The sequence below is a fragment of the uncultured Apibacter sp. genome (assembly GCF_946479295.1).
Classification (GTDB): Bacteria; Bacteroidota; Bacteroidia; order Flavobacteriales; family Weeksellaceae; genus Apibacter.
This window is the reverse complement of the sequence record NZ_CAMLFD010000004.1, coordinates 23068-47985: the sequence shown is the minus strand read 5'-3', so window position 1 is coordinate 47985 and position 24918 is coordinate 23068. Positions and strand designations below refer to the sequence as shown.

Genomic DNA, 24918 nt, shown 5'->3' with positions numbered 1-24918 from the left:
TACAAACAGTATTCATCTTCAAAACTAATGTTAGAGTTGGTTCGAAATTTTTTATAATTACAAAAAACTAAATCACATTTAGTTTCCTGCAAAGTTTTATATAAAATTTCATAATATATTAAACTTATTAAATCATTAGGGTCGATAAAGCTAATATATTCCCTGGCCATATCTAACTTTATATTAAGCGCATCATATACCTACCATTTTCTTTATGAAATGTTACAATTCGGGAATTTTTTTAAATATTTATCACAAATAGTTCTAACTACAATCGGTATATCCACTTATCAATAAGATCACAATATTTTTATAAGTTTAATTAAATTACTAAATCTAAGTATCTCGTAATGTAATTTTCGACAATATAAATAGGTATAATTATTGATATTTTTTTATAAATATATCAGTTATTTTGAAATATCTTACAGACGTTATTACTTAATTTAGGAAATAAATTTTGGTTTTTCATTATTATTGATACCTAACCATGATCCTGAGCAATGATGAATACCTAAATGTATTTTCAGTCTTATTAAAAATGTTTGGATCATTCCATTTTTTATGCCTAAAATAATCTACAGAAAGGATACATATTTCATTTTCAGAATAGAATTAACATTTGAAATAGATTGTATACTATAATTATTTTTCTTAATATCAGAAAATGATCTCATATCATATTTTTCTGAATCTAATATAAATTTTCGATCCGTATAATAATCTAAACATTTTTTATTCCAATAACATCCTTTTTCAGCACCTATAGTGGCAGCTTCAATTACATAGATTGCATTATCTTCTTCTATGAAATATGGTAGATCTAATAAATTGCCAAATGAATTAATGACTTCAACATCTAAATATATTTCTCCATAATTATATAAGAGATATAACCTAAGATAATTGAAATCAAAAGCATATTTTATTGTTTCATAAGCTTGTTTTACTCCAATGAGTGATTTTATATCAAATCTCTCGGAGTTTCATAACATAAGTTGATAGTCAGAAAAATAATTTTTTCATAAATTTATGTAATTCACAATTTATTCAAGTATGAATTATTACTTAGCCGACAATAGTGTATTATTTTAGAAATCATTTTTTATATAACTATTAATTTGTTCAAAAATTTGCGATTTTAATTCAATCTTTCTATCAAAGTTAAATTTTTTATTTAATTTATTTTTAATTAAAGAATTCAAATTATTTAAATTAATATCTGATAAATAATAAATATTATCATTATCGATCATTTTTCCGAAGTCGAATAATTTATTATCCCAAGCTATTCCTATAGTAGGAATATCAAAAGAATAAGCTATTATTAAAGAATGTAGTCTAAACCCTATAATAAATGAAAATTGGCTTATAATTTTTGTAAGTTCAAAACCATTTACTGGGCGAAGTTCTATTGTCACTTCCAAATCTTTAACCTGAGAATATACCCATTTAAGATATCTATCATCAGAATGATCACCATTAGTAAATAATCTAATGGTATAATTCATACTCAATAATTTAATCATGGATATAACTTTATTATTATAATCCTCAGAGCTAATTTTATCGTTACTACATTTTTTATAATAATAATAGTCTAAAATATTAATACCAATTAAATTGTTATCATTTTTAATTTTAACAAGATTATAATATAGGTTTGAAACAATTGCTATATCAGGCACAATTTTAATATTATCTTTTATTAAACAGGATAAATCATCTCTAGTAGTAATTTCTTTAACACATTTTTGCATGAATATCCATCTAAAAATCGAACTTGATTTTTCATCATTAAAACCATAACCGCAAGCGTTAAAAAATACTGGTACATTGTAATATGAACAATTTTTAATTACAACTTCTAAAGATTTTGAAAAATATTGTTGAATGAGTGCTCCACCAGGTATAATAACTTTGTTTATATTGTTATATTTTAATAATTTTTTTATATCTTTTTCAACTGTTTTTTTTCTTCTATATTTATAATAATTTTCGCCTAAATTGAATTTAATTTTTTTTAGTATTTTATATGTTTTATATTGAATATAATTTAATCTGACTGCTGAAATATCAAGTGTATGTATAAGTGAACCAGGTGGTAATCTTTGATAAATTAAATGCGTAAAGGTTTTACAAATTACTTCGTCTCCTAAATTAGGCGAATTCCATTCACCTGCAATAATAATTTCCATTTTATGTTAATATTAATAGTTAGTTTTTTTTAAATTATATATATAGATAATTATGAATAAATATTTATATAATAATTTAATTATCTTTATAAAAAGATCAATTTTGTATTTTTTTCTGGAATATAGAAAAAATAGTGTTAGATAATTCTTCCGTCAGCATTTTTCTATGAAATTTAGCATTCTTAAGGTTTGAATTTGCAATGAGATTATTTTTCCATTTTTCAAATTCATTTATAAGGAAAGACTTTAAATTTTCATGATCATGGTAAGTAAAATGTTTACCTGATTTAGTATCATTTAAAATTTTTTCTACATCAGCATTTTTAGGACCTAGAGATAAGATACCTTTTCCGGTTGCAAGATATTCGAATAACTTTCCAGGAATTATTCCCTTCGATTGCTCATTGTTAAAATTGGTAATCAATAATAAATCAGAATTATTCATTTCATTAATAGATTCTGTATGAGATAAATATCCGATATTAACCATCTTATCTTTTATTATGGAATGATTTAATTCATCTAAAATTGAATTGGAAATTTTTCCTACAAATTTTAAACAAAAATGAGATGCAAATTCAGGATTTTGACTGATTAATTCCGATAATACATTCCATAAATTAACAGGGTTTCGTAAAGTTTCCAGCATACCCACATAAGAAAGGGTGAATTTTAATGTTTTTTTATTTAAAATATTGACTTCCGAATCAAAACCATTTGTTATGCAAACTACATTTTTTGCTCCTAATTTTTCAAAATTTTCTTTATCGGTATAACTAGTGGAAATAACAACATCTGCAGTTTGCATTACTTTTTTTTCCAATTCTTTATGTTTTTTGTCCGATTTGTGTGTTAATTTCAATTGAGAATAATAAGATATTTTCGTCCAAGGATCACGAAAATCAGCAATCCATTTTAAATTTTCTTTACAGATTTGTTTTAATCCCAATCCTATTAAATGCATACTATGAGGAGGGCCTGTTGTTATAAGAATATCAATTTTATGTTCTTTAATATAGTCAGTAAGAAATGCAATGGAAGGCTTTATCCAAAATTTACGTGCATCCGGAATAAAAAAATTTCCTCTTATAAAAACAGATAATCTAGATAAAAGTCCTAATTTTTTAGATGTTTCAAATTGGCCGGCTTTAAAATCTTTATTTTTTTTAGTAATTTTTTCTGCTAATTGGTAGGGTTCCCAAATTGGTTTTTTAATAATTTTAACTTTAGGGTTTATTTCCTTAACTAAACTTTGATCCAGAATTGGGTAAGATGGATTTTCAGGAATATAAACGTGAGGTTCATAACCAAATTCAGGTAGATATTTTGTAAACTTTAACCATCTCTGAACACCGGGGCCTCCAGCTGGAGGCCAATAATAGGTGATGATTAAAATTTTTTTATTCATACGAAAATTTAAATCGGATTTGAATTATCAGCTAATTTATTTCTTTTTCTGTATTTATATGTTAATAAGATACTACTTATTGCAAGGAAACAAAAACAAGTTGCCCAAGTAATATATTTACCTTTTTGAATTACAGGAGGATTGAAAGAAAAATTCACCGTATGTTTACCGGCAGGTATTTTTACTGCACGCAAAGTATAATCGGCTCGATAGATAGGAACTTCTTTACCATCGATAGTTGCTTTCCAACCATAAGGATAATAAATTTCTGAAAAAACTCCCAATTTTTCATCAGTACTATTTGATTCATAGGTAAGATTATTCGGTAAATATTCTTTTAATGAAATAGAAGAAGTTGTGTCTAAAGAAGCCTTTAAGGTAAGATCTTTTTTAAATTTCTCATTTATAATAGCTTTTCTCTTATTATTAATTTGACCTAGCATTAATAACTCTTCATCAGCGTTTTTGGCAAAAACAATATCGTTTACAAACCATGCATTTCCATTATTATTTGGATTAGGAATTGGTCGTATGATAGAATCTGCAGTTATAATATATTTGGTATTTAACATATCAAGTATAGGTAAGTTTAGACTATCTGATAAATAGAAATCAATAAGATCTTGATATCTTCTTAATTTCGCTCCATGATAACCTCCGATTGATTGATGAAAATAAGAAGTATTGGTTTCATTAAAAGGACTTAGTAATAAATTAAAAACCCTATAATGAGCTCGATCATTCTGTTTAATAATCTCTAAAGCCTGATTGATAGGAGCAGCCGTAACAATACGAGCCAACGTTGGATCTGATTCCGCCTTTTGTAATTGATTTTCGGTTACTTGAGTAGGAAAAGGATTTTTATAAAATTGTTTATCAACAAAATTATCATTATTCAAATATCTTTTATCAACTCCCCATAAATCAACCAATGATAAAGCAGCAATAGCCAAAACGGCATAGCTGGATTTAAAAGATTTTATTTCTGCTGCCCATAAAAGTATAGAGCATATTAATACTAAGAAGAAGGTTCGTAAAATATCTGATTGAAACAGAACAAAACGATCTTCTCTAATTGCTTCCAATATTTCATATTTTATAGTATTACCTTCTAAAGAAGTATGAAAGCTAAATATATGTATACCGAAAAAATATAATAATAAAAGGATAATTAATATAAAACCTGAACTTATATATAAAATCTTGGTTTTATAAGCTTTAGAGAGGGAGGAATCCATAAAATAAGAATATGTTCCCAATAAAGCCAATAGGGGAATAGTAAATTCGGCAATTACTAAAGCAGAAGAAACTGCGCGGAATTTATTATACAGAGGAAAATATTGAATCATAAAGTCAGTAAAAATTCCGAAGTTTTTTCCCCAGGCTAAAAAGAAACTTAGTATAGTGGCTGAAGCTAACCACCATTTATATCTACCTTGGTAAAAAAATAAAGCTAAGAAGGCAAGAAAAACAACAATAGTTCCTTGATAAGCCGGCCCCACTGTCCCGGGTTGTTCCCCCCAATAAGATCCATTAAAGGCTCGTTGAAATTGAGTATATTCTTCTTGAGATTTTATATTTTGCTGTATTGCAGATTCCAGATGATGAGTTTTAAAACCTTTTTCATTATTACCTCCTCCCATGAAATTAGGGATAAAAAGATTGAAAGTTTCTAGAATTCCGTAGCTCCAATGAGTTATATAATCATTATCTAATCCTTGATTAGGTATGCTATTATTTTTACTTATAGTTAATTCAGATTTTCCTCTCGTTGTTTCCTTAGAATATTCATAGGTAGAAAGTAAACGCGTAGAATTTATTCCAACAGACAACGCGCATGCCAGGATAAATAAGCCGGAAGAAATTCCGAAACTTTTAAGTGTTTTTGTTTTTAAAGAATAAAAGAATTCAATCAATCCGAAAAGACCTAAAGCTAAAAATAAATAATAGGACATTTGAGGGTGATTGGCAGCTATCTGTAATGATAAAAAAATAGTTGAAAGAATAAATCCCCAAACATATTTCTTTTGATATAATAAATAAACTCCGGCAATAAAAGGAGCAAAATACGCAATTGTATGGATTTTAGCATTATGTCCGGCTCCTATAATGATAAAAAAATAGGTTGAAAATGAAAACATGAGGCTTCCTAATAAAGCGTATTTCCAATTTTTTAGCCAGACCATTCCTAGTAAGTAAAAGCCTGATAATAATAAAATTAAATAGCTTGCGGGAGTAGGGAAGCTTCTTAGTAAACGATCAATACTTTTTACAACATCTGACGGATAGTTGGCTCCCATCTGATAGGTAGGCATACCTCCAAACATGGAATTACTCCAATAGGTATCTTCTCCATAAGTTTGTCTAAATTGTTCAAGCTCATGAGCTCCTCCTTTATAATGTATAATATCCGGTTGCGAAATATATTTACCGGATAATAATGGAGTGAAATATATAAATGAAAGGATGATAAAAAAAAGTAAACATCCTGCGATTGGCAATAAATAATTATTTTTTTTCATTATCATTAGTATCTATTTCTTCATAATCAACGGTTTCAGCATCCCATTTAATATCCTTTCTATCCGAATATTCTTTCCTTTGATTATTAGATTGTTTAGATTGGGAGTAATTTTTTTTTGCTTGTGGAATACTAAAAAGCTTGTTTAAAAATTTGAAAACAAAAAAGGCAACACATGCAAATAATATAAATTCTATTAATCTTGCCATCTATAAATGTAATAATTTTTTCTAAAAACTAACTAATTAGTTTATATAAGTTTGGTTAACGGATTTTTGTACAACTTTTTCCGTTTCATTGCCTTTAGTAGCAGATTTACTCTCTGTAACACTCATTGTGAAATTTGCGTTTGATATCCAACCTGATTTATTATCAATTATTACTTTTCCACTTTGAGAGCCATTCACTGATAATTTATAAGTTATCCCTTCAATTACCTTAGACTCACTTTTGGGAGGTAAGTTACCATGTAAACGAATTTCCGTGGTATTTTCTCCTACTTTTACTAATTGGTTATATCCTTGATCTTTTAATGAAGGATGATTATTCCATTTTTCTCCGATTTTTAGTCCTTTTGAAGGAAATCGCATAATAGAACCTTCAAACTGAGCTTTGAAAACTTCTGGATTCAAACCTTGTTTAAAAGCATTAATAAAATCGTCTAATTCTTTTCCTTGTAATTCGGATTTTAAAGTATTTTTAGCTTTTTCATAAATAACATCCATTCCTTTAATATTGGAGGCATTTCCGTACATATCCATGTCTAATGTAAAAGAAATGTTACTTATAGCTCTATAAATATTCCACATTTTTGCTTGGTTAGGATCTTCCGGTTTTTTACCGTTGGTATCAAAAATTACTTCCTTACCGTCTGCTTTAGTAATCACTTTTTTACCTTTCATGTTTACTTGCAAAGTATATACACCATTATTTACATCAATAACTGTTAAGCTCATAGGATCCAGAGATTCTTGAGTTACACTTTGGGTCTTGTCTCTAAATGTAACGGTTTGTTTATTTACATCTCTAGTATTAAAAGAATAAGTTTTTCCCTTTTCCAAAATATATCTTAGATGATACAAACTATCCGCATCTCGATAAATTCCTGTTATAATTTCGGGTTTACTGAGTTCTTCTTTAGATAAAAGATTTTTAGATGAAGATTCTTCCTTAAGCGTGTTGCCAGTAGTTGTTTTATCATTTTTTTCAGGAATTGATGAATCAAATAATTGTTTAGATCTTTCTTCATTTTTGCATGAGAGCATACTATTACATATAAAAATAAATAGTAATAAATAAGAGGCTGCTGACAATTTTTTCATTAGGTCAAAATTTTCTGCAATTTACTAAAGATAATTAGTAATTGAATTATAAAGCGGGAAAAAACCAAAAATATTTAACGATGTTTTAAAATTATTTTTTTTATAACTAAAATTAATTGTAAAAGGATAATTTACATTAGTTATAATTTAATTTTTTGGTGAAAAAGTTCTAATGAATTCTGACATAAAGAAAATAGTTAAGATTAATTTTAAAGACTATAAAAATACTTTGAAATTAATATGTATATTCTAAGTATATGAATTTAGTTAAGTTATAAAAAATAACTTCTTTCTAAATTCACAAATTGTTTACTTAAATCTTAATATGAATAGTGAGTAGAGATAAACATTAAAATTTCCTTAAAAAACAAACTAGGCTTATTTAGTAAAATTGATAGGCTTTTGTAAATTTTTATAACTACTTAAATCAGCTTTTAAAGATCCTACAGCTAACTCTGCTTTTATTTGGATCGGAACATGATTAGAGTCGTCAGTTACCCACATAGTAACACTTTCTTTTTCTTTAAAAACCCTGCCTGCAAGAACATATGGTCTGATTTTTAAACATTTAACCTTGCCGAAGTTAGAATTTATAACTTCTCTTTCTAAAATTTTAAGTTTAAAGTTTAATGTTTCACCATCCATAAAAATATTAAGATTAATATAATCACCGGTATTATAATTGTCGGTATTCATGTTTCTTAAATAATAAAAAGCTGACAGCATATCATGCATTTCACCGGAATAAGAATAGTTTTTTGTCGTATTGGATTTATTGTTAGTATAGGATATTTTTTTTTGAGTATGATCAATAAACATTGTTTGATCTCTTACATATGAACCTTCCTTAATTTTACGTATAAATTTTGACGAAAGCATGGTCGACTTATCAATATAAGTTTCATAGACGTCTTCTACTTTAAAAAACAATTTTACCGCTCCTGTAGAATATCCTTTTCCTACAACATGATAATGCGGAGTATTTTCATAAGTAACTATATTCGTGGTAAATGTTGCATATCCCGCATTTAAAAATCCGTAATGAACCCTGTACTTTAATAACTCTCCTTCCTTAAATTGGCTAGGAGAGGGGGCTGAATAATCTGCAGATATAAAATATGATAAGAACAAGAAACTGGCTATTATTGTAAATAATTTTTTCATTCCATATTAGGTTATCTGTTATAGCTTATAACATCAGATTAAAAAAAATAATTAACATAAATTAAGATTAAATTATCATAATCCTATCAAAATTATTACCAAGAAATAAATAAGAAAAGAGCTAATCGAAATTTTTATTCGCTTATGCTAATTACCTCCTCTATTTCAGGTACATGTTTTTTTATAGTAGATTCAATTCCTAGTTTTAGTGTACTTTGATTAATGGAACAATCGGAGCAAGCCCCCGTAAAGCTTACAAATACTTTATTGCCTTTTATCTCAATTAATTTCACATCACCGCCGTCGGACAATAAAAAAGGACGAATTTCTTCCAATGCTTTATTTATTCTATCTGTTAATGTATCCATAAATGCTTTTGAATAAAAAATATTAATTGTTTGAACATCCTGCCATAGTGGTAATTCTTACCGCTTCTGATGGAGGTAAGTTTTCATTTCTCTTAACGAGGCTGCTAATCATATTTTTAGCCAAGCTCATATATATTCCTGATACTAGCTCATCTTCTTGAAGAACCGCAGGTCTTCCGTAATCAGAAGCTTCTCTGATAGATTGAACAATCGGAATTTCTCCTAAAAAAGGAAGTTCCATAGATTCGGCTAATTTTTTTGCACCTTTTTTTCCAAAAATATAGTATTTATTATCAGGCAACTCTTTGGGAGTAAAATAGGCCATATTTTCAATCAATCCAAGAACCGGAACGTTTATTTCCGGCATTTGGAACATGGCAACACCTTTCTTAACATCAGATAAAGCAATGTGTTGGGGTGTACTAACAATAATAGTTCCTGTAACTGGTACCTCCTGTACGATAGATAAATGGATATCTCCGGTTCCCGGAGGAAGGTCAATAAGAAGAAAATCCAATTCTCCCCAATTAGCATCATGAAGTAGTTGATGTATGGCTTTAGATGCCATAGCACCACGCCAAATTACTGCTTGATTGGCTCCTGCAAAGAATCCTAAGGAAAGCAATTTTACTCCATAGCTCTCTAACGGAATCATTTTGTTATTGTTTGATAAAGGTTTCTCATTAGTAACATCAAACATAGTTGGGACAGACGGACCATATATATCCGCATCAAGTAAGCCGACTTTAAATCCCATCTTTACTAAAGCAACAGCTAAATTGGATGCTACGGTAGATTTTCCTACTCCTCCTTTCCCTGATGCCACAGCTATAATATTTTTAACACCAGGTATAGCATTTCCTCTGGAATCCTTTTTTTCAGATACTTCTACGGAAATATTCAATTTTAGTTGTAAACTCTTTCCGAACTTTTGTTCAAAAGCGGAATGCATTGCTGCTTCCATTCTTTTCTTTTCATGTAAGGCAGGCGAATGGGAAAGCATATCGATAATCACGGTATCACCCATTATCTGTACATTCCTTACTAAGTCATCAACTTCAATTTCTTTTAAAAAATTTTTAATTTCTTCTTTCCTTTCCATCTTTCGTATGTTTTCTGTAAAATAAAAAAATTTAAATTCCTTTTATTATCTGTACAAATGTATTAATCTTTACGAATTTATGAATACTTTTTTATAAAAGAAATTCAATAATCATATAGATTAAATGAATTAAGATCTATTATTTTTTTAATTAATATGATTACTATTTTAAATTATTAGTAAACTTTTTACTTTTTGGAAAAATTTTAATTTTAAAATTTAAATACAATTTCATTAAAAATCTCAATAACTTGAAAAAATGTATATTTACTCAAATTTAGCCATTAAAAATGGAATTGAGAAGCGTACAGGTTACTAGATATATAACTCCCTTAAGAGAAGGGGGATCTTTACCGGCTCTAGCGGAAGCAGATGACGGATTCAATTATGTTGTTAAGTTTAAAGGGGCAGGACACGGAACGAAAGCCTTAATTGCTGAATTGATCGGGGGAGAAATTGCGCGAATGTTGGAGTTACCTATTCCAGAATTGGTTTTTATCAATTTAGATAAGGCTTTTGGGCGTACGGAAGCTGACGAGGAAATACAAGATTTACTTAAGGCTAGCAGAGGTATTAACATAGGAATGCATTTTTTATCTGAATCTTTGTCTTACGATCCGATAATAACTCCTGTTGATCCGTATTTAGCTTCTCAAATTGTTTGGTTAGATGCTTTTTTAACGAATATTGACCGGACAGCAAAAAATACAAATATGCTTATTTGGCATAAGGAATTGTGGCTTATAGATATGGGAGCTTCTCTATATTTTCATCATTCATGGATTAATTGGGAAAAGTTATCAATGACTCCGTTTAAAGAAATAAAAAACCATGTTTTATTGCCTTTTGCTTCAAAGTTAGATGAGGTTGATGAGAAATTTAGAGAATTACTTACATTGGAAAAAATACGTGAAATTGTAAATCTTATACCCGATAACTGGTTAGAATGGAGAACCCCTGATGAAAGCCCTCAAGATATCAGAAAAATTTATATAAAATTTTTAAGCTATCGATTAAATAATTCTCAACTATTTATAAAAGAAGCAAATAATGCAAGAAAAACAGGTATATGAATATTCAGTAATACGATTGTTGCCGAAAATTGAAAGGGAAGAATTTATGAATGTGGGAATTATTTTATTTTCAAAGGAGGCTAAATATATTAAAGTAGATTATAGTATTGATAGAGAAAAACTAAAAAGCTTTACTAAGCTTGAGAATTTTGATTTCGATTCAATTATAAACGTTTTGGACGCTTTCAAAAAAATTACTGAAGGAAAGCCTTCCGGAGGAATTATTGCATCCATGAATATTGCCGAAAGATTTCGATGGTTAACTTCTGAACGAAGTACTATGATTCAAACTTCCAGACCTCATCCCGGATTTTCTTCAAACCTTGATCTTACTTTTGCTAAATTATTTGGTGAATTGGTTTTATAACGAAATAAATAATCAAATTTACTTACTACTTACATCTTAGTATTTAATTGATTTATATTCTATTATATATTTAATGTAATAATTTTCTTCCTATTTTATGCTTTTTTCAATAAATTAATTATAACTTTAACTTAATTTAAATAAAATAAGGTCTAAGTTAATAAGTTTACTTATTGATTATTGATTAATTTTTTTAATATCTTAATTAGCTAAAAAATCAGTTAGTTTAAAAATCTTTATTTAAATAAATTTTATCTTTATATAATATGAAACGAATCATTCTATTTATAATTTTTTTGTTTTTTCAAATGGCTATAGCACAGGATTTTAATTATGAAAAACGCTGGAAAGAAATAGAGACTGAAATGGATAATGGAGAATATAAATCATTGCTTCCAAAGATTAAACAAATTTATAATCAAGCTAAAAAAGAAAATAACACATCAGAAATTATTAATTCAATAATCTATCAATATCGTATTATTTCTATCACACAGGAAGATAATGAATATGATCCATATAAGCTTATTATACAAATTTTTGAAAATGAAATGAATTCCTTTAATGGAATTACTTTATCCATTTCAAAATCTTTATTAGCTAAAGTGTATTTCGATTATTCATTTTATACAAAGAGAAATAGAAGAAATATTAGCAATACGGAAATTTTACCCGACGATGTTAGCGTTTGGACTACAGAACAATTACTCCAAAAGAGTTTCAAATTGTATAAAGAGTCCATTGTAAGTGATGATATTCTAAAAAATGCAAAATCTTCAGAATGGAAGAAGATATTAAGTACAGAGGAAGATATAAATTTATATCCTACTTTGTATGACATTTTAGTGTTAAGGTACATAAAAGCTTTAGAAAATATTAATTCTCAAAGCGAATTTAAATCATTTCATGTATTAGAGAATACTAATGATAAAGAAGAGGTAGAGGATAATAATAAAGATGAAATTAATGATCAATTAAATAAATTATTAAACTTTCATGTAAATGATACTGATAAATCTGCTTTTTTAGCAATAAAATTAAAACAAATAGAGGTTCAAGGAAAATATTCAGATTCAAATGAAGATAAAGTAAACGCACTCGTCGACTTAGCAAATACTTATCCTACTGTAAATTTTACAGCTTATATTTACTATAGAGCAGCTAAACAAATTGAGGATAAGGATAAAGAAAAAGCTTTTAAAATTTGTAAAAATGTAAAATATAGTGAATTAAATCCATGGTCTATAAATTGTAAAAATCTTATAGAAAAAATTCAAAAAATATCTATAAAAGCTTCTTTAGATGAAATAATTCTCCCTCATGAAAATATACCTTTGTTAATAGAAACTACTAATTGTAATAAAATTTATTATCGAATTTACCAGGCAAGTTTAGAAAATTATTCAAATTTGTCATCAGATAATGCATATTTTTTTAATCAAATCTACTCCAAATTAAATAAAAAACTAGTAAAAGAAGGAATTATTGAATTGAAAGATTTTTCTGATTTTAACTCTCATTCAACGATTAGTAAACTTGATGGATTATCTGAAGGAAACTATATTTTTGAATTCTCAAATCTACCCAAAAAAGTATCTAAAAAAGAAAGAGAGTCAGAAATAAAAGGATCCTTATATTTTACGGTTAATGATTGGAGCATAATTAGTTTGGGTGATAATATCGATAGTAAATTTCAATTATTGAGTCGCAAAACAGGTAAAGTTATATCTAATCAATCAATTAATTTATTTAAAGAATATACTAATAAGAAAGGATTCAGGCAGTTGTCTAAACCTGTAACTACTAAAACTGATATTCATGGGATGTTTGATTTATCTGATATTTCTACAGAGACTGAAGAATCAGAAGATATTTATGTGTACATTCCCTCTTCAGGTTCTTACATAAGACTCCCAAATTTATATTTGGATTACCGAGATTATAATGAGAACATTACAAATAATGTGAGTGCTATGTTTACAGATCGTACCATTTACCGACCGGGACAAAAGGTTTTCTTTAAAGCTATATTATATAATAAAATAAAGGATAAGTCTTTTATAATAAAAAATCAGAAAGTTACTTTATCCCTATATAATCGATATGATAAGAAAATTTCGAAAATTGATTTAGTTTCCAATGATTATGGAAGTGTTTTTGGTGAATTTATACTTCCTCAAGATGGGATAACAGGCAGATATTATTTAACATCTGATTTTGGTAATTATATTCATTATATTTCTGTTGAAGAATACAAGAGACCGAAATTTGAAATCACCTTTGATGATCTTAATGGAAAATATGTTTTAGATGAAAAGGTAATAGCAAAAGGGAAAGCAATGTCCTATAATGGAATTCCTATTTCCGATGCAAAACTACAATACAGAGTAGTAAGAAATGATATTTTATGCATGTGCTACAATTACTATGAAACAGATCCGTATATAAATCAGTCCGGAATAATTGAAAATGGAGAAGTTGTTACAGATAGAAACGGTGCGTTTTCTATCTCTTTCCTAGCTAAATCTAAAGATGTTAAAAAAGAAAATAAATACAGATATTATTCTTATACACTCATAGTAGATATTACGGATAGTAATGGGGAAACTCACAGTAATCAAATTAGTGTTAGGGTTGGAGATGTACCTATAATGCTCTCCTTGGATGTTCCTAATGAGAGTAATCAAAAAGATTTTACACAAATCATCATAAAATCTACTAATTTAAATAATGTTAAAGAACCCTCTCAAGGTTTAGTGAAGATATTTAAGTTAACTAATCCTACACGAATTATACTTCCAAATAAAATAGATTTTGTTCCCGATTATCAGCAATACGATCGAGAAACTTTTGAACATTATTTTCCTTATTTATCTTATTCCAAAGAAGAGCAGAATTCTGACTCATGGGAAAAAGAAATAGTATACACATACGATTATAATACACTAAAGTCCGATATAATTAATCTTAATTCAAAACTTTCTAAAGGTATTTACTTAGTGGAAGCGGAGACTTTATATGGGAAAGATACGATCAGAGATCAAAAAATTATTAAAATTAGAGAAGATAAAACCTTGAAATATCCTGATCTTCGATTTTTTAGTGTTAACACTTCTCAGACCTCTTATAATGTAGGAGAAAAAATAGAAATTAACTTTTATTCAGATTTAAAAAATCCTACAGCTATATTACATCTGGAAAGTGCAGAAAAATGGATTTTACACAAAGAAATACCTTTAATTAACGGTAAGGGAACCTATGTTTTGAATGCACAAAAAGAGTTTATTACTGATGGACTTTATGTAACATCCTATTTAGTTAATGAAAATGATTATCAAATAAAAAATTTTGAAATAAAGGTACATGATGCCCCTAAAGATTTACAAATTTCAACGAAAGTTTTTAGAGATAAATTAACTCCCGGAAAAAAAGAAACATGGGAATTGACTATTAGCGGCAAAGGAAAAGAAAAAATAACAGCAGAAGTTTTGGCTACCTTATATGATGAGTCATTAGACCAATTTTCTTCCAATTCTTATTTATTTTCACCTTGGAAATATTATACATCTGGGTCAATCAATAATTTTACTACTGCCTTAGGCTATGATAGTAATACGGGAAGCTCATCGGAAAAAATTCCTGATTTTAAGTATAAAATACCTGGATTTGTAAATATAAAAGATATTGATATAATTTCGTTTAATAATTACGATAGAGTAAGCGCAGAAGATCATATCATGTATACATCATATATACCACCCATTAATTTTGAAAGTTCATCATCATATGAAGAGGATTTCGAGGATCAACCAACTTTTAATGAAAATGAGGCAATCATATCTAATACATATAAATCTAAAGATCTTTCTAACGTAAAATTTCGTTCAAATTTTGAAGAAACAGCATTCTTTTTTCCAAATTTGTACACTAACAAAGAGGGAGATGTTAAATTTACCTTTATTGCTCCTGAAGCTTTAACTAAATGGAAACTTCTTATTTTGGCACATACCCAAGATTTGTATTCAGGAACTAAAGAATTTTATACGCAAACCCAAAAAGAATTAATGATTGTACCTAATGTACCTAGATTCCTAAGAGAAGGAGATGAAATTATTATAAGTGCGAAAATTAATTCCTTACTGAATAAGGCAATTGAGGGTAAAGCTCAGCTATTTCTTTTTGATGCATTAACTCAGGAACCTGTTGATGTAAATTTTGATAATATCTCGTCGGTAAAATCATTTAAGACTGAATTGCAAAAAAATACAGAAGTAAATTGGAGAATAAAAGTGCCACAAAATATAGAAGCTGTAACGTATCGTATTGTTGCGAAAACCGGAAATTTTACAGATGGAGAAGAAAATATTATTCCTATTCTAAAAAAGAGAATTTTAGTAACAGAAACCTTACCTATTCATGTAAAAGAAAATCAAACTAAAGAGTTTCGTTTAGATAAGCTTATTAATACTACTTCAATTACTCGTAAGAATAATAATTTAAGTCTTGAGGTTGCTACTAATCCTTTATGGCTAGCATTATTTTCTATCCCGTACTTGAGAGAATATCCTTATGAAAATTCCGAGCAAATTTTTAGTAGATTATTTGGAAATGTTCTAGCGTCATTTATTATTAATTCTTCACCCAAAATTAAAGCGGTGTTAAATGATTGGAATGTAAAAGGAATAAACCAATCGAGTTTAGAGGCCAATCAAGAATTAAAAAATATATTGTTGGAAGAAACTCCTTGGATAAAAAATGCGGAGAGTGAAACTGAACAAAAAAAGAGGATATCTTTATTCTTTAATTTAAATAAAATGTCTCAGGAAAAGGCACAAATTCAAGATAAGTTGATTAGTTTGCAAAATATTGATGGGGGCTTTCCTTGGTTTAAAGGTGGATATTCGAGTGTCTATATTACTGAAGTTATTATTTCCGGTTTAGGACAATTGAGAAATATAGTTAATGATGATATACTCTATACACTTAATGAAGTCATCCAAAAGGCTATAAGTTATTCTGATCGAGAAGCAATAAGATATGTTAGGCAACAAAAAGAAAATAAACATATAATAGAGGCTAATGATTTTATTCATTATTATTATGCTAGAAGTTTTTGGAAAGATCTATATCCCTTGCCATCAGAGATGCAAAAATACTGTAAGCAGATTAATGAAAATATTTCCAGTTATTTAAAAAACTCCGATTTTCAAAGCAAAGCAATGGTTGCGACAATTTTGTATCGATACGGTTATCGACCCTCTGCTTTAAAAATCATTAAAAATTTAAAAGAGACTTCCGTGGAATCTGAATCTAAAGGAATGTATTGGAAAGATAATTTAGCCGGATGGAATAGATACCAAACGCCGATAGAATCACAAACCAAAATTATCGAGGCATTTGCAGAAATTGCCCCTGATGATATACAATCTGTAGAAGAAATGAAAGTATGGTTATTGAGCAACAGACAAACTAATGCGTGGAACTCTACAAAAGCAACCACTCATGCAATCTATGCATTATTAAATTTTGGTAAAGATTGGCAGAATGGGGAAAAGAATATCAAAATTTTTATAGGCGAGAAACAAGTATCTCCTTCTTTGGATTCTTCGTCCAATCCTTCATCCATTCAAACAACCGGATATTTTAAAAAATCTTGGAATTCAGAGCAAATACAACCTAATATGGGAATAATAAAGATTGAGAAAACTTCTCCGGGAATACTTTGGGGAGGACTGTATTGGCAATATTTTGAAAATTTGGATAAAATATCAGACTCCCATACTGAAATTAAAATTCAAAAAAAATTATTTATACAAAATTATTCCGAAAAAGGTATGGTTTTGAAGGAAGTTTCTGATAAGAACGCGATTAAAATCGGGGATAAAATAACCATTAGACTTATAATTAAATCAGAACGAGATATGGATTTTATTCATATTAAAGATATGAGAGCATCCGGATTCGAACCGATTAATATTTTTTCTTCCTATAAATATCAAAATGGACAAAGTTATTACGAAAGTACAAGAGATGCGGCCACTAATTTTTTCTTTGAGCATATGGATAAAGGAACTTATGTATTCGAATACGAGGTAAGAGCTAATAATAAAGGAGACTTTTCAAATGGTATTACTTTGGTACAATCCATGTACGCTCCGGAAATGTCGACCCATAGTAAAAATATACCTATATCAATAAAATAAATAAGAAAATTTTTAAGAAATTAAAATTGTCTTTCTTAAATAATTACGGAGAACACCATGAGTAATATTATTTACCGTTCTGACATCAAGCCAGAACTCGAGCAAGCTATTGCACTTTATCGCCACTGTTCACTAGGTGAACGAAGACCACTTACCGACTCAACACGATTTAAAGCTATGTTAGATAATGCTAACTTAGTTATTACCGCGTGGCATAATGATAAATTAATTGGTATTGCGCGTTGTTTAACGGATTTTGTATATATAACTTATTTGGCGGATCTCGCTGTGGATGAGGCTTATCAAAAACAAGGTATTGGTAAACAATTAATTAAAGAAGTAAAAAATAATACTCATGAATGTTGTTCGATAACCTTACTGGCTGCACCAAGTGCAGTTGATTATTATGGACATATCGGATTTAATGCCCATCCTTCCGCTTGGATTTTAAGAGATAAATCAATATGAGAGTTATTTTAGCGTCAACATCAATATAACGTAAAAAAAGTACTTGAAAAATTTGCTATTTCTTTTAAATGTGTTCCGCCTTTTTGTGACGAAATATCATTTGCTGCTGAGACTGCTGAACAATTAATTATACGTTTAGCAAATCTGAAAGTGCAATCATCAGTCGTACGTAGCCAGATAGTTTAATTATTGGCTTAGATCAAGTAGGGGTTCTAGATTATTGTTTAGTTGTACATTTTTAATTTTTATATTTATAAGTTTATATCTGATTATATGAAAAAGTATTTCGGTTTAGTCCTTATTTTTCAATTTTTGTTTATTTTTTCACAAAAGAGTCCTTTGCTTAATTTTGATTTTAAAGAAGGAGATTTAATTTTCCAAGAATCTTTTTCAAAGAATATGGATAGTGCGATTAAGCAAGTTACCACCGGTATAGATTCCTATAATTTTACGCATGTAGGTATAGTATATAAAGACTCTTTATCTAATGGTTTATATGTAATTGAAGCAACTCATCCAAGGGTACAAATTACTCCTTTAGAAGACTATTTATTTCCTAAAAAAAATGAAAATAATCCTCCTGTTTCCGTAGTAGGAAGATTAAAAGATACCTATCAGAAGCTCATACCTCAAGCACTTATGGAAGCATTAAAGTTAATAGGTAAAGAATATGATGATGCATTCGATTTAAGAAATGATCAATACTATTGTTCTGAGCTTATATATAAGATTTTTTATATATCCAATAATTATAAGGATGTATTTCCTTTAAATATAATGACCTTCAAATCAACGAAATCTGGAGAGTATATCCCTTACTGGGTCGATCATTTTAAAAAATTAGGTATTCCGATTCCTGAAGGAGAATTGGGAATAAATCCAGGAGCCATGTCAAAATCTGATAAAATAGATATTATATATAAATAAAAAAAAAGACAGCAATAATTATTTAATTAAATTAGAATAATAAAGGTTTTTATTTTAATAATTAATAAACTAATTTTTAAATTTATTCTTAAATTGAAACCTAATGTGTTTTTATATATAAACATATCTATACACATTTACATTATACAATTATATTTATATTTAACAATACACTATTGATTATAAATTTGAAATAATGTTATCATTAATATTATTGATAGGTCAATATCTTATTTGATGATTTTATTTACTAAAAAATAATTTTTTTAAAAAAAATAAATAATTATATTAATAATGTATAAATATAATTATTAACTCCATTAAATTAAATAATAAAAATTAAAAAAAAATTCTATTTAAATAAATTACAATTACAAATTACATCAATAAGTATAGTTAGTACCTATAAAGAAGGTTTTAGCTAAAAAAAAATGTATAAATAAGTGAATAGTAAAAGGTTAATTTAGCTAACAAATTTTTATTACTTCTAAAAAAAGAAATATTTATTATTTAATAAAAAAATATTATGCATAATATAAAATATAATATTATTTATTACGTTTTAACTTTCATCCTTTTTATAATTATATAAAATGAATATAATTATTTAATAGATAAGTTTATAAATTTTTAAGTAATATTTATTTAATGGATGTATATGAAAAAATTAATTTTTATTATCTTTTTTCTACTTTTTCAAGGAAGTCTTATTTCTCAAAAATTAAATGATAATGTTGCTCTTCAAGTACCGGAGAAGGAATACCAAGCGCTAGTAGATATATACAACCAACTGAACGGTGCAGATTGGGGTACATCTGATGGTTGGAAAAAGTGGAATATCGCAGAAAATAATTTGCATGAAGAACCGTGGAGCGGTGTCAAAGTAGAAAATGGCCATGTAACCGAATTGAGTTTATATTATTTTAAAAATGTAAAGGGAAAACTCCCGGAAAGCATAAAAAATTTAGAATATTTAAAATATTTAAGCTTATCATCATATAAAATAAAAAAAGATTTTAGTGGAACGGACTGGAATATTATATCTAAACTTAAGGATTTAGAAACTTTATATTTATACGGAAATAATATACAATTAATACCTGAAAGTTGGGGAGAATTACAAAATTTAAAATATCTAGATATAGGTAATAATTCATTAGATCGGTTACCTTCCGCAATAGGTAATATGATAAGTTTAATTAAAATAGAAGCAAATGAAAATCAAATAAAAGAAATACCCAAGACTATTGCTAAAACCAAGCTAGAATATATAGATTTATCTAATAATTATATACAAAAAGTACCTAAAGAGCTAGAAGAAGTTAAAAGTTTAAAAAAATTATATTTAAATAATAATCAAATATCAGAAATAGAAGGATTGCTTTCTTATAGTGTGACAGACTATTATTTAGGAAATCAGACTGTGACCTTGCCTTTATTTCAATATAAAGGAAAAGAAGACGTTGAAATAAATTTACCTCCCATATTTTTGTACAACAGAAGTAAAAATGACTTTAGTCAAAAAACAGAAATACGGGTATACTTAAAAGGGTTACAAGTAGGAGAAGCTCTTACAGCTTCAGACGAAGGAGTAGTTATCCTACCTAAAAGTTATTTATCGACGATAAAAAAAGGAGATGATGTTAATTTTCGTCAAGATTATTATTATCAAAATAATACATCTATGGGTGAAAATAATCTTCGATTTACAAAAATAGAAATTGATTTACCCAAAGTACCTGAGCAAGAATACCAAGCATTAGTAGATATATACAATCAGATGAACGGCGAAAATTGGGGGACATCTAATGGTTGGAAAAAGTGGAATATCACAGAAAATAACTTGCATGAAGAATCGTGGAGCGGGGTAACAGTAGAAAATGGTCATGTAACCGGATTGAATTTATATTATTTTTATAATGTAAAGGGAAAACTCCCGGAAAGCATAAAAAATCTAGAGTATTTAAAAAATTTAAACTTATCATCATATTATAATTATAATAAAGATTTAAGTGGAACGGATTGGAACGTTATATCCAAACTAAAGGATTTAGAAGCTTTAAATCTATATGGTTGTAATATACAGGGAGCATTACCTGAGAGTTGGGGAGAATTACAAAAATTAAAAAATTTAGATATAAGATATAATTCAATAGATCAGTTACCTTCCACAATAGGCAATATGATAAGTTTAACAAGATTAGAAGCAAATAATAATCAAATAAAAGAAATACCCAAGACTATTGCTAAAACCAAGCTAGAATATATAAATTTATCTAATAATTATATACAAAAAGTACCTAAAGAGCTAGAAGAAGTTAATAGTTTAAAAAAATTATATTTAGATTATAATCATATATCAGAAATAGAAGGATTGCTTCCTTATAGTTTGACAGACTATTATTTAGGAAATCAGACCGTGACCTTGCCATTATTACAATATAAAGGAGAAGATGTTGAAATAAGTTTACCTCCCATATTTTTGTACAACAGAAGTAAAAATGACTTTAGTCAAAAAACAGAAATACGGGTATACTTAAAAGGGTTACAAGTAGGAGAAGCTCTTACAGCTTCAGACGAAGGAGTAGTTATCCTACCTAAAAGTTATTTATCGACGATAAAAAAAGGAGATGATGTTAATTTTCGTCAAGATTATTATTATCAAAATAATACATCTATGGGTGAAAATAATCTTCGATTTACAAAAATAGAAATTGATTTACCCAAAGTACCTGAGCAAGAATACCAAGCATTAGTAGATATATACAATCAGATGAACGGCGAAAATTGGGGGACATCTAATGGTTGGAAAAAGTGGAATATCACAGAAAATAACTTGCATGAAGAATCGTGGAGCGGGGTAACAGTAGAAAATGGTCATGTAACCGGATTGAATTTATATTATTTTTATAATGTAAAGGGAAAACTCCCGGAAAGCATAAAAAATCTAGAGTATTTAAAAAATTTAAACTTATCATCATATTATAATTATAATAAAGATTTAAGTGGAACGGATTGGAACGTTATATCCAAACTAAAGGATTTAGAAGCTTTAAATCTATATGGTTGTAATATACAGGGAGCATTACCTGAGAGTTGGGGAGAATTACAAAAATTAAAAAATTTAGATATAAGATATAATTCAATAGATCAGTTACCTTCCACAATAGGCAATATGATAAGTCTAACAAGATTAGAAGCTGAAGGTAATAAGATAAAAGATATACCCGCCTCTCTGATCAAAGAACAATTTTCTATTATTAATCTAGATTTTAATGATCAAACTATTTCGATCCCTGAATTGGAAACAGGAACTAATGAGTTAATTATTAAACTTCCTGATATGTGTACCTTCGGAATAAAAGATGGAAAATCTTATCTTAACGAAGTATACTTATATAATATATATCTCAACGGAGTAAAAAAAGGATCTGTCTACTCTAAAAATGGAATGATCCAAATTAAGGACATAGCTACCTGGGGGGTAAAATATGGAGATAAGATAAGGGTTGAACAATTGGAGGGATATGCAGAAGGTACCAATATTTATTATGATAAATTAACTTTCGGTAGGCAAGTGGATGCAAAAGAATTTGAAATTTTGAAAAAGTTTTATGCCTCTACTTTAGGTAATTTATGGACACATAAATGGAACATAACTCAAAATAATCTTCACTTAGAAAATTGGTACGGCGTAGGTATTAGAGACGGACATATCATATCTATTATGTTATCAAATAACAATTTAATGGGAACAATACCGGAAGAAATTTCTGGATTACAATATCTTGAGACATTAAACTTGAATTCTAATGCTATTGAAGGAGAATTACCAATATCTATAGGAAATTTAAAACAATTAAATACCTTAAATGTATTCGGTAATAAGCTGGAGGGTAATATACCGGTTTCTTTATCTGAAATTAAACAAATAAAAAAAATAATTTTATCAAATAATAATTTATCAGGGATTATACCGGCCAGTTTGTTAAATACATTTACGGAAATCAATGAACTTGATTTATCTAATAATTATTTTACAGATGTAGATAATTTATTAACCTTTCCATATCTAGATATAAGAAATCAAGAAATAATTAAAGATGAATATTTAGAATTAAAAGATGATAAAATTACGATAAAATTAAACAGAATTAATCAGTATGATAATATAAAATCTAATTTCAATGCTGAAAACACTTTTTATCTACAAGTAAATAACATGAATGTAGCCATGAGCAGAGCTATAGATGATTATTTAACTTTCTCAGATATAAACATATCAGAAATACCTGTTGATGCATCCATAGCGATATGGCAATCAAATGGAAGTGCACAAGGTACACATATTAGATATAAAGGTGTATTAAGACAGTCTAATGTACCGGTAGAAGACCAGGAATATCAGGCATTAATAAAACTTTATAATAAAACAAATGGTGAACAATGGAAGGAAAAATGGGATATAAGTTCTAATAACCTTCATACACAATCATGGAAGGGAATTACGCATAATGAAGGACATATTATAGAAATAAATCTTTCAGATAATAATTTAAGAGGAGCTATTCCAAAAGAAATTGCAAGTTTACCTAAATTAAAATCAATTAATTTCTCTTCCAATCAGATTTCTGATATAGAAGAAATGTTTCCAACCCATGTTAAGGTTATTTTAGATCGTCAAAATATAGATTCAGGAAATTTACCTTTAACAGTTCAATCTGTAATCCAAGATAAATCTATAAATAGATACGATCATCCTTCCCAAAAATTTATTAATCAAACCTATTCAATAACTATTGGTGATTTTAGTAAGTATATAACCATACCGGAAAATGGGATAAAATTAATGGATTTGATATCGCACTGGAATATTTCTAATAACCAAACAATTAATTTAAAACAAATTTCAGGAACTTCAAAAAACACAAACATAAAATATTTATTAAACTATAAAGAAGGGGATTCTAATTTAGATGGAGCTATTAATATATTGGATGTCCAAACAATGATAAATTATATACAATTGAAAAAACCTCATTTTTTCAATTATGGAGCTTCTGACATTAATAAAGATAACACCATAAATATATTGGATGTTTTATTATTAGTAAATCAAATTCAAAATAATTCATTAGAAGAACCAAATAATGAATTAAACAGAAATTACACCGCTCAGCCACTTAATCGATTAAGTATTGAAAACGATATTTTATATATAGAAAATCTAGCCCAAACAGTTAATTCATTTGATGTAAGACTTCGAAATATATCCAATGTTAATAAAATCGACATATTACTTAATAATGATTTTACCGTAAAAACATCAAAAGCTAACGGTGAAATAAGTATACTTGGATTTAGTCTAAAAGAAGGGTTGGCTGTAGGAAAGCATCCTATAGCTAAAATTTCATCAGGTACAAAAATACATTCAGGAATTTTATCTAATGGAAATGCAAATAAAATTGAATTTCAGGTAATTGATAAAACATTAGGAATAGGAGATATTGAAATAGAAGAAGGATCAAAGCAAGTTATTAATGTTCCTAATCCTTTTCAGGATAAAACCATGATAAAATATAATTTACAAGAAAATGCTAGAGAGGTTCAAATGATCATATATGATCTTAATGGTCAAATAGTAAGAATTATAAAAGATCTTCCGGGCACTAAAGGAAATTGTGAATATACTTTGTTTAGAGAAAATCTTAAACCGGGAATTTACTTATATGTATTAGATATAAGATTCGATAAAAAAATGCAAAAATATAAAAATAAGATAATAATATTAAATTAA

At 27.8% G+C, this 24918-nt stretch carries 14 protein-coding genes; 6 read left to right on the top strand and 8 right to left on the bottom strand.

Going from position 1 to position 24918, the window contains the following annotated elements:
• Window positions 1-1091: 1091 nt before the first annotated feature.
• From Q0T35_RS04510 to Q0T35_RS04475, 8 genes are all read right to left on the bottom strand, one after another.
• Window positions 1092-2198, bottom strand: a complete 1107-nt coding sequence (locus Q0T35_RS04510; RefSeq protein ID WP_295841141.1) for a polysaccharide pyruvyl transferase family protein — start codon at window positions 2196-2198, stop codon at window positions 1092-1094.
• Between the two features lie 97 nt (window positions 2199-2295).
• Window positions 2296-3606, bottom strand: coding sequence for a glycosyl transferase family 1 (locus tag Q0T35_RS04505; RefSeq protein WP_295841140.1), 1311 nt, complete (start codon window positions 3604-3606; stop codon window positions 2296-2298).
• 8 nt (window positions 3607-3614) lie between these two features.
• Window positions 3615-6128 (bottom strand): YfhO family protein, encoded by a 2514-nt coding sequence (locus tag Q0T35_RS04500; protein ID WP_295841139.1) that lies wholly within the window; start codon window positions 6126-6128, stop codon window positions 3615-3617.
• Entirely contained in the window at window positions 6115-6336 is a 222-nt protein-coding gene (locus tag Q0T35_RS04495) for a hypothetical protein (protein ID WP_295841137.1), read from the bottom strand. Before Q0T35_RS04495 ends, Q0T35_RS04500 begins: the two co-directional genes overlap by 14 nt.
• Window positions 6337-6372: 36 nt before the next feature.
• The gene (locus Q0T35_RS04490; protein ID WP_293918255.1) at window positions 6373-7449 is read right to left on the bottom strand and encodes a DUF6263 family protein; all 1077 of its coding nucleotides are present in this window, start codon (window positions 7447-7449) and stop codon (window positions 6373-6375) included.
• 378 nt (window positions 7450-7827) lie between these two features.
• On the bottom strand, window positions 7828-8613 hold the full coding sequence (locus Q0T35_RS04485) for a DUF3108 domain-containing protein (RefSeq protein ID WP_293918257.1): 786 nt from the start codon (window positions 8611-8613) through the stop codon (window positions 7828-7830).
• Window positions 8614-8747: 134 nt separating this feature from the next.
• Window positions 8748-8981, bottom strand: coding sequence for a NifU family protein (locus Q0T35_RS04480; protein WP_293918259.1), 234 nt, complete (start codon window positions 8979-8981; stop codon window positions 8748-8750).
• A gap of 22 nt (window positions 8982-9003) precedes the next feature.
• Window positions 9004-10083, bottom strand: a complete 1080-nt coding sequence (locus Q0T35_RS04475; protein WP_293918260.1) for an Mrp/NBP35 family ATP-binding protein — start codon at window positions 10081-10083, stop codon at window positions 9004-9006.
• Window positions 10084-10373: 290 nt separating this feature from the next.
• Here Q0T35_RS04475 and Q0T35_RS04470 point away from each other — a divergent pair, with 290 nt between their 5' ends.
• The 6 genes from Q0T35_RS04470 to Q0T35_RS04445 all read left to right on the top strand — a co-directional run bounded on the left by Q0T35_RS04470 (window position 10374) and on the right by Q0T35_RS04445 (window position 24918).
• Window positions 10374-11156 (top strand): HipA family kinase, encoded by a 783-nt coding sequence (locus Q0T35_RS04470; RefSeq protein ID WP_295810809.1) that lies wholly within the window; start codon window positions 10374-10376, stop codon window positions 11154-11156.
• A complete protein-coding gene (locus tag Q0T35_RS04465; protein ID WP_295841135.1) occupies window positions 11134-11523 on the top strand; it encodes a DUF3037 domain-containing protein in 390 nt (129 codons plus the stop codon). Before Q0T35_RS04470 ends, Q0T35_RS04465 begins: the two co-directional genes overlap by 23 nt.
• 308 nt (window positions 11524-11831) lie before the next feature.
• The gene (locus Q0T35_RS04460; RefSeq protein WP_295841134.1) at window positions 11832-17726 is read left to right on the top strand and encodes an alpha-2-macroglobulin family protein; all 5895 of its coding nucleotides are present in this window, start codon (window positions 11832-11834) and stop codon (window positions 17724-17726) included.
• Between the two features lie 57 nt (window positions 17727-17783).
• Window positions 17784-18194: a GNAT family N-acetyltransferase gene (locus Q0T35_RS04455; RefSeq protein WP_295841132.1), complete on the top strand. Its 411-nt coding sequence runs from the start codon at window positions 17784-17786 to the stop codon at window positions 18192-18194.
• Window positions 18195-18467: 273 nt separating this feature from the next.
• The gene (locus Q0T35_RS04450) at window positions 18468-19121 is read left to right on the top strand and encodes a YiiX/YebB-like N1pC/P60 family cysteine hydrolase (RefSeq protein ID WP_295841131.1); all 654 of its coding nucleotides are present in this window, start codon (window positions 18468-18470) and stop codon (window positions 19119-19121) included.
• 658 nt (window positions 19122-19779) lie between these two features.
• Complete coding sequence (locus tag Q0T35_RS04445; protein ID WP_295841130.1) at window positions 19780-24918, top strand: leucine-rich repeat domain-containing protein; 5139 nt, start codon at window positions 19780-19782, stop codon at window positions 24916-24918.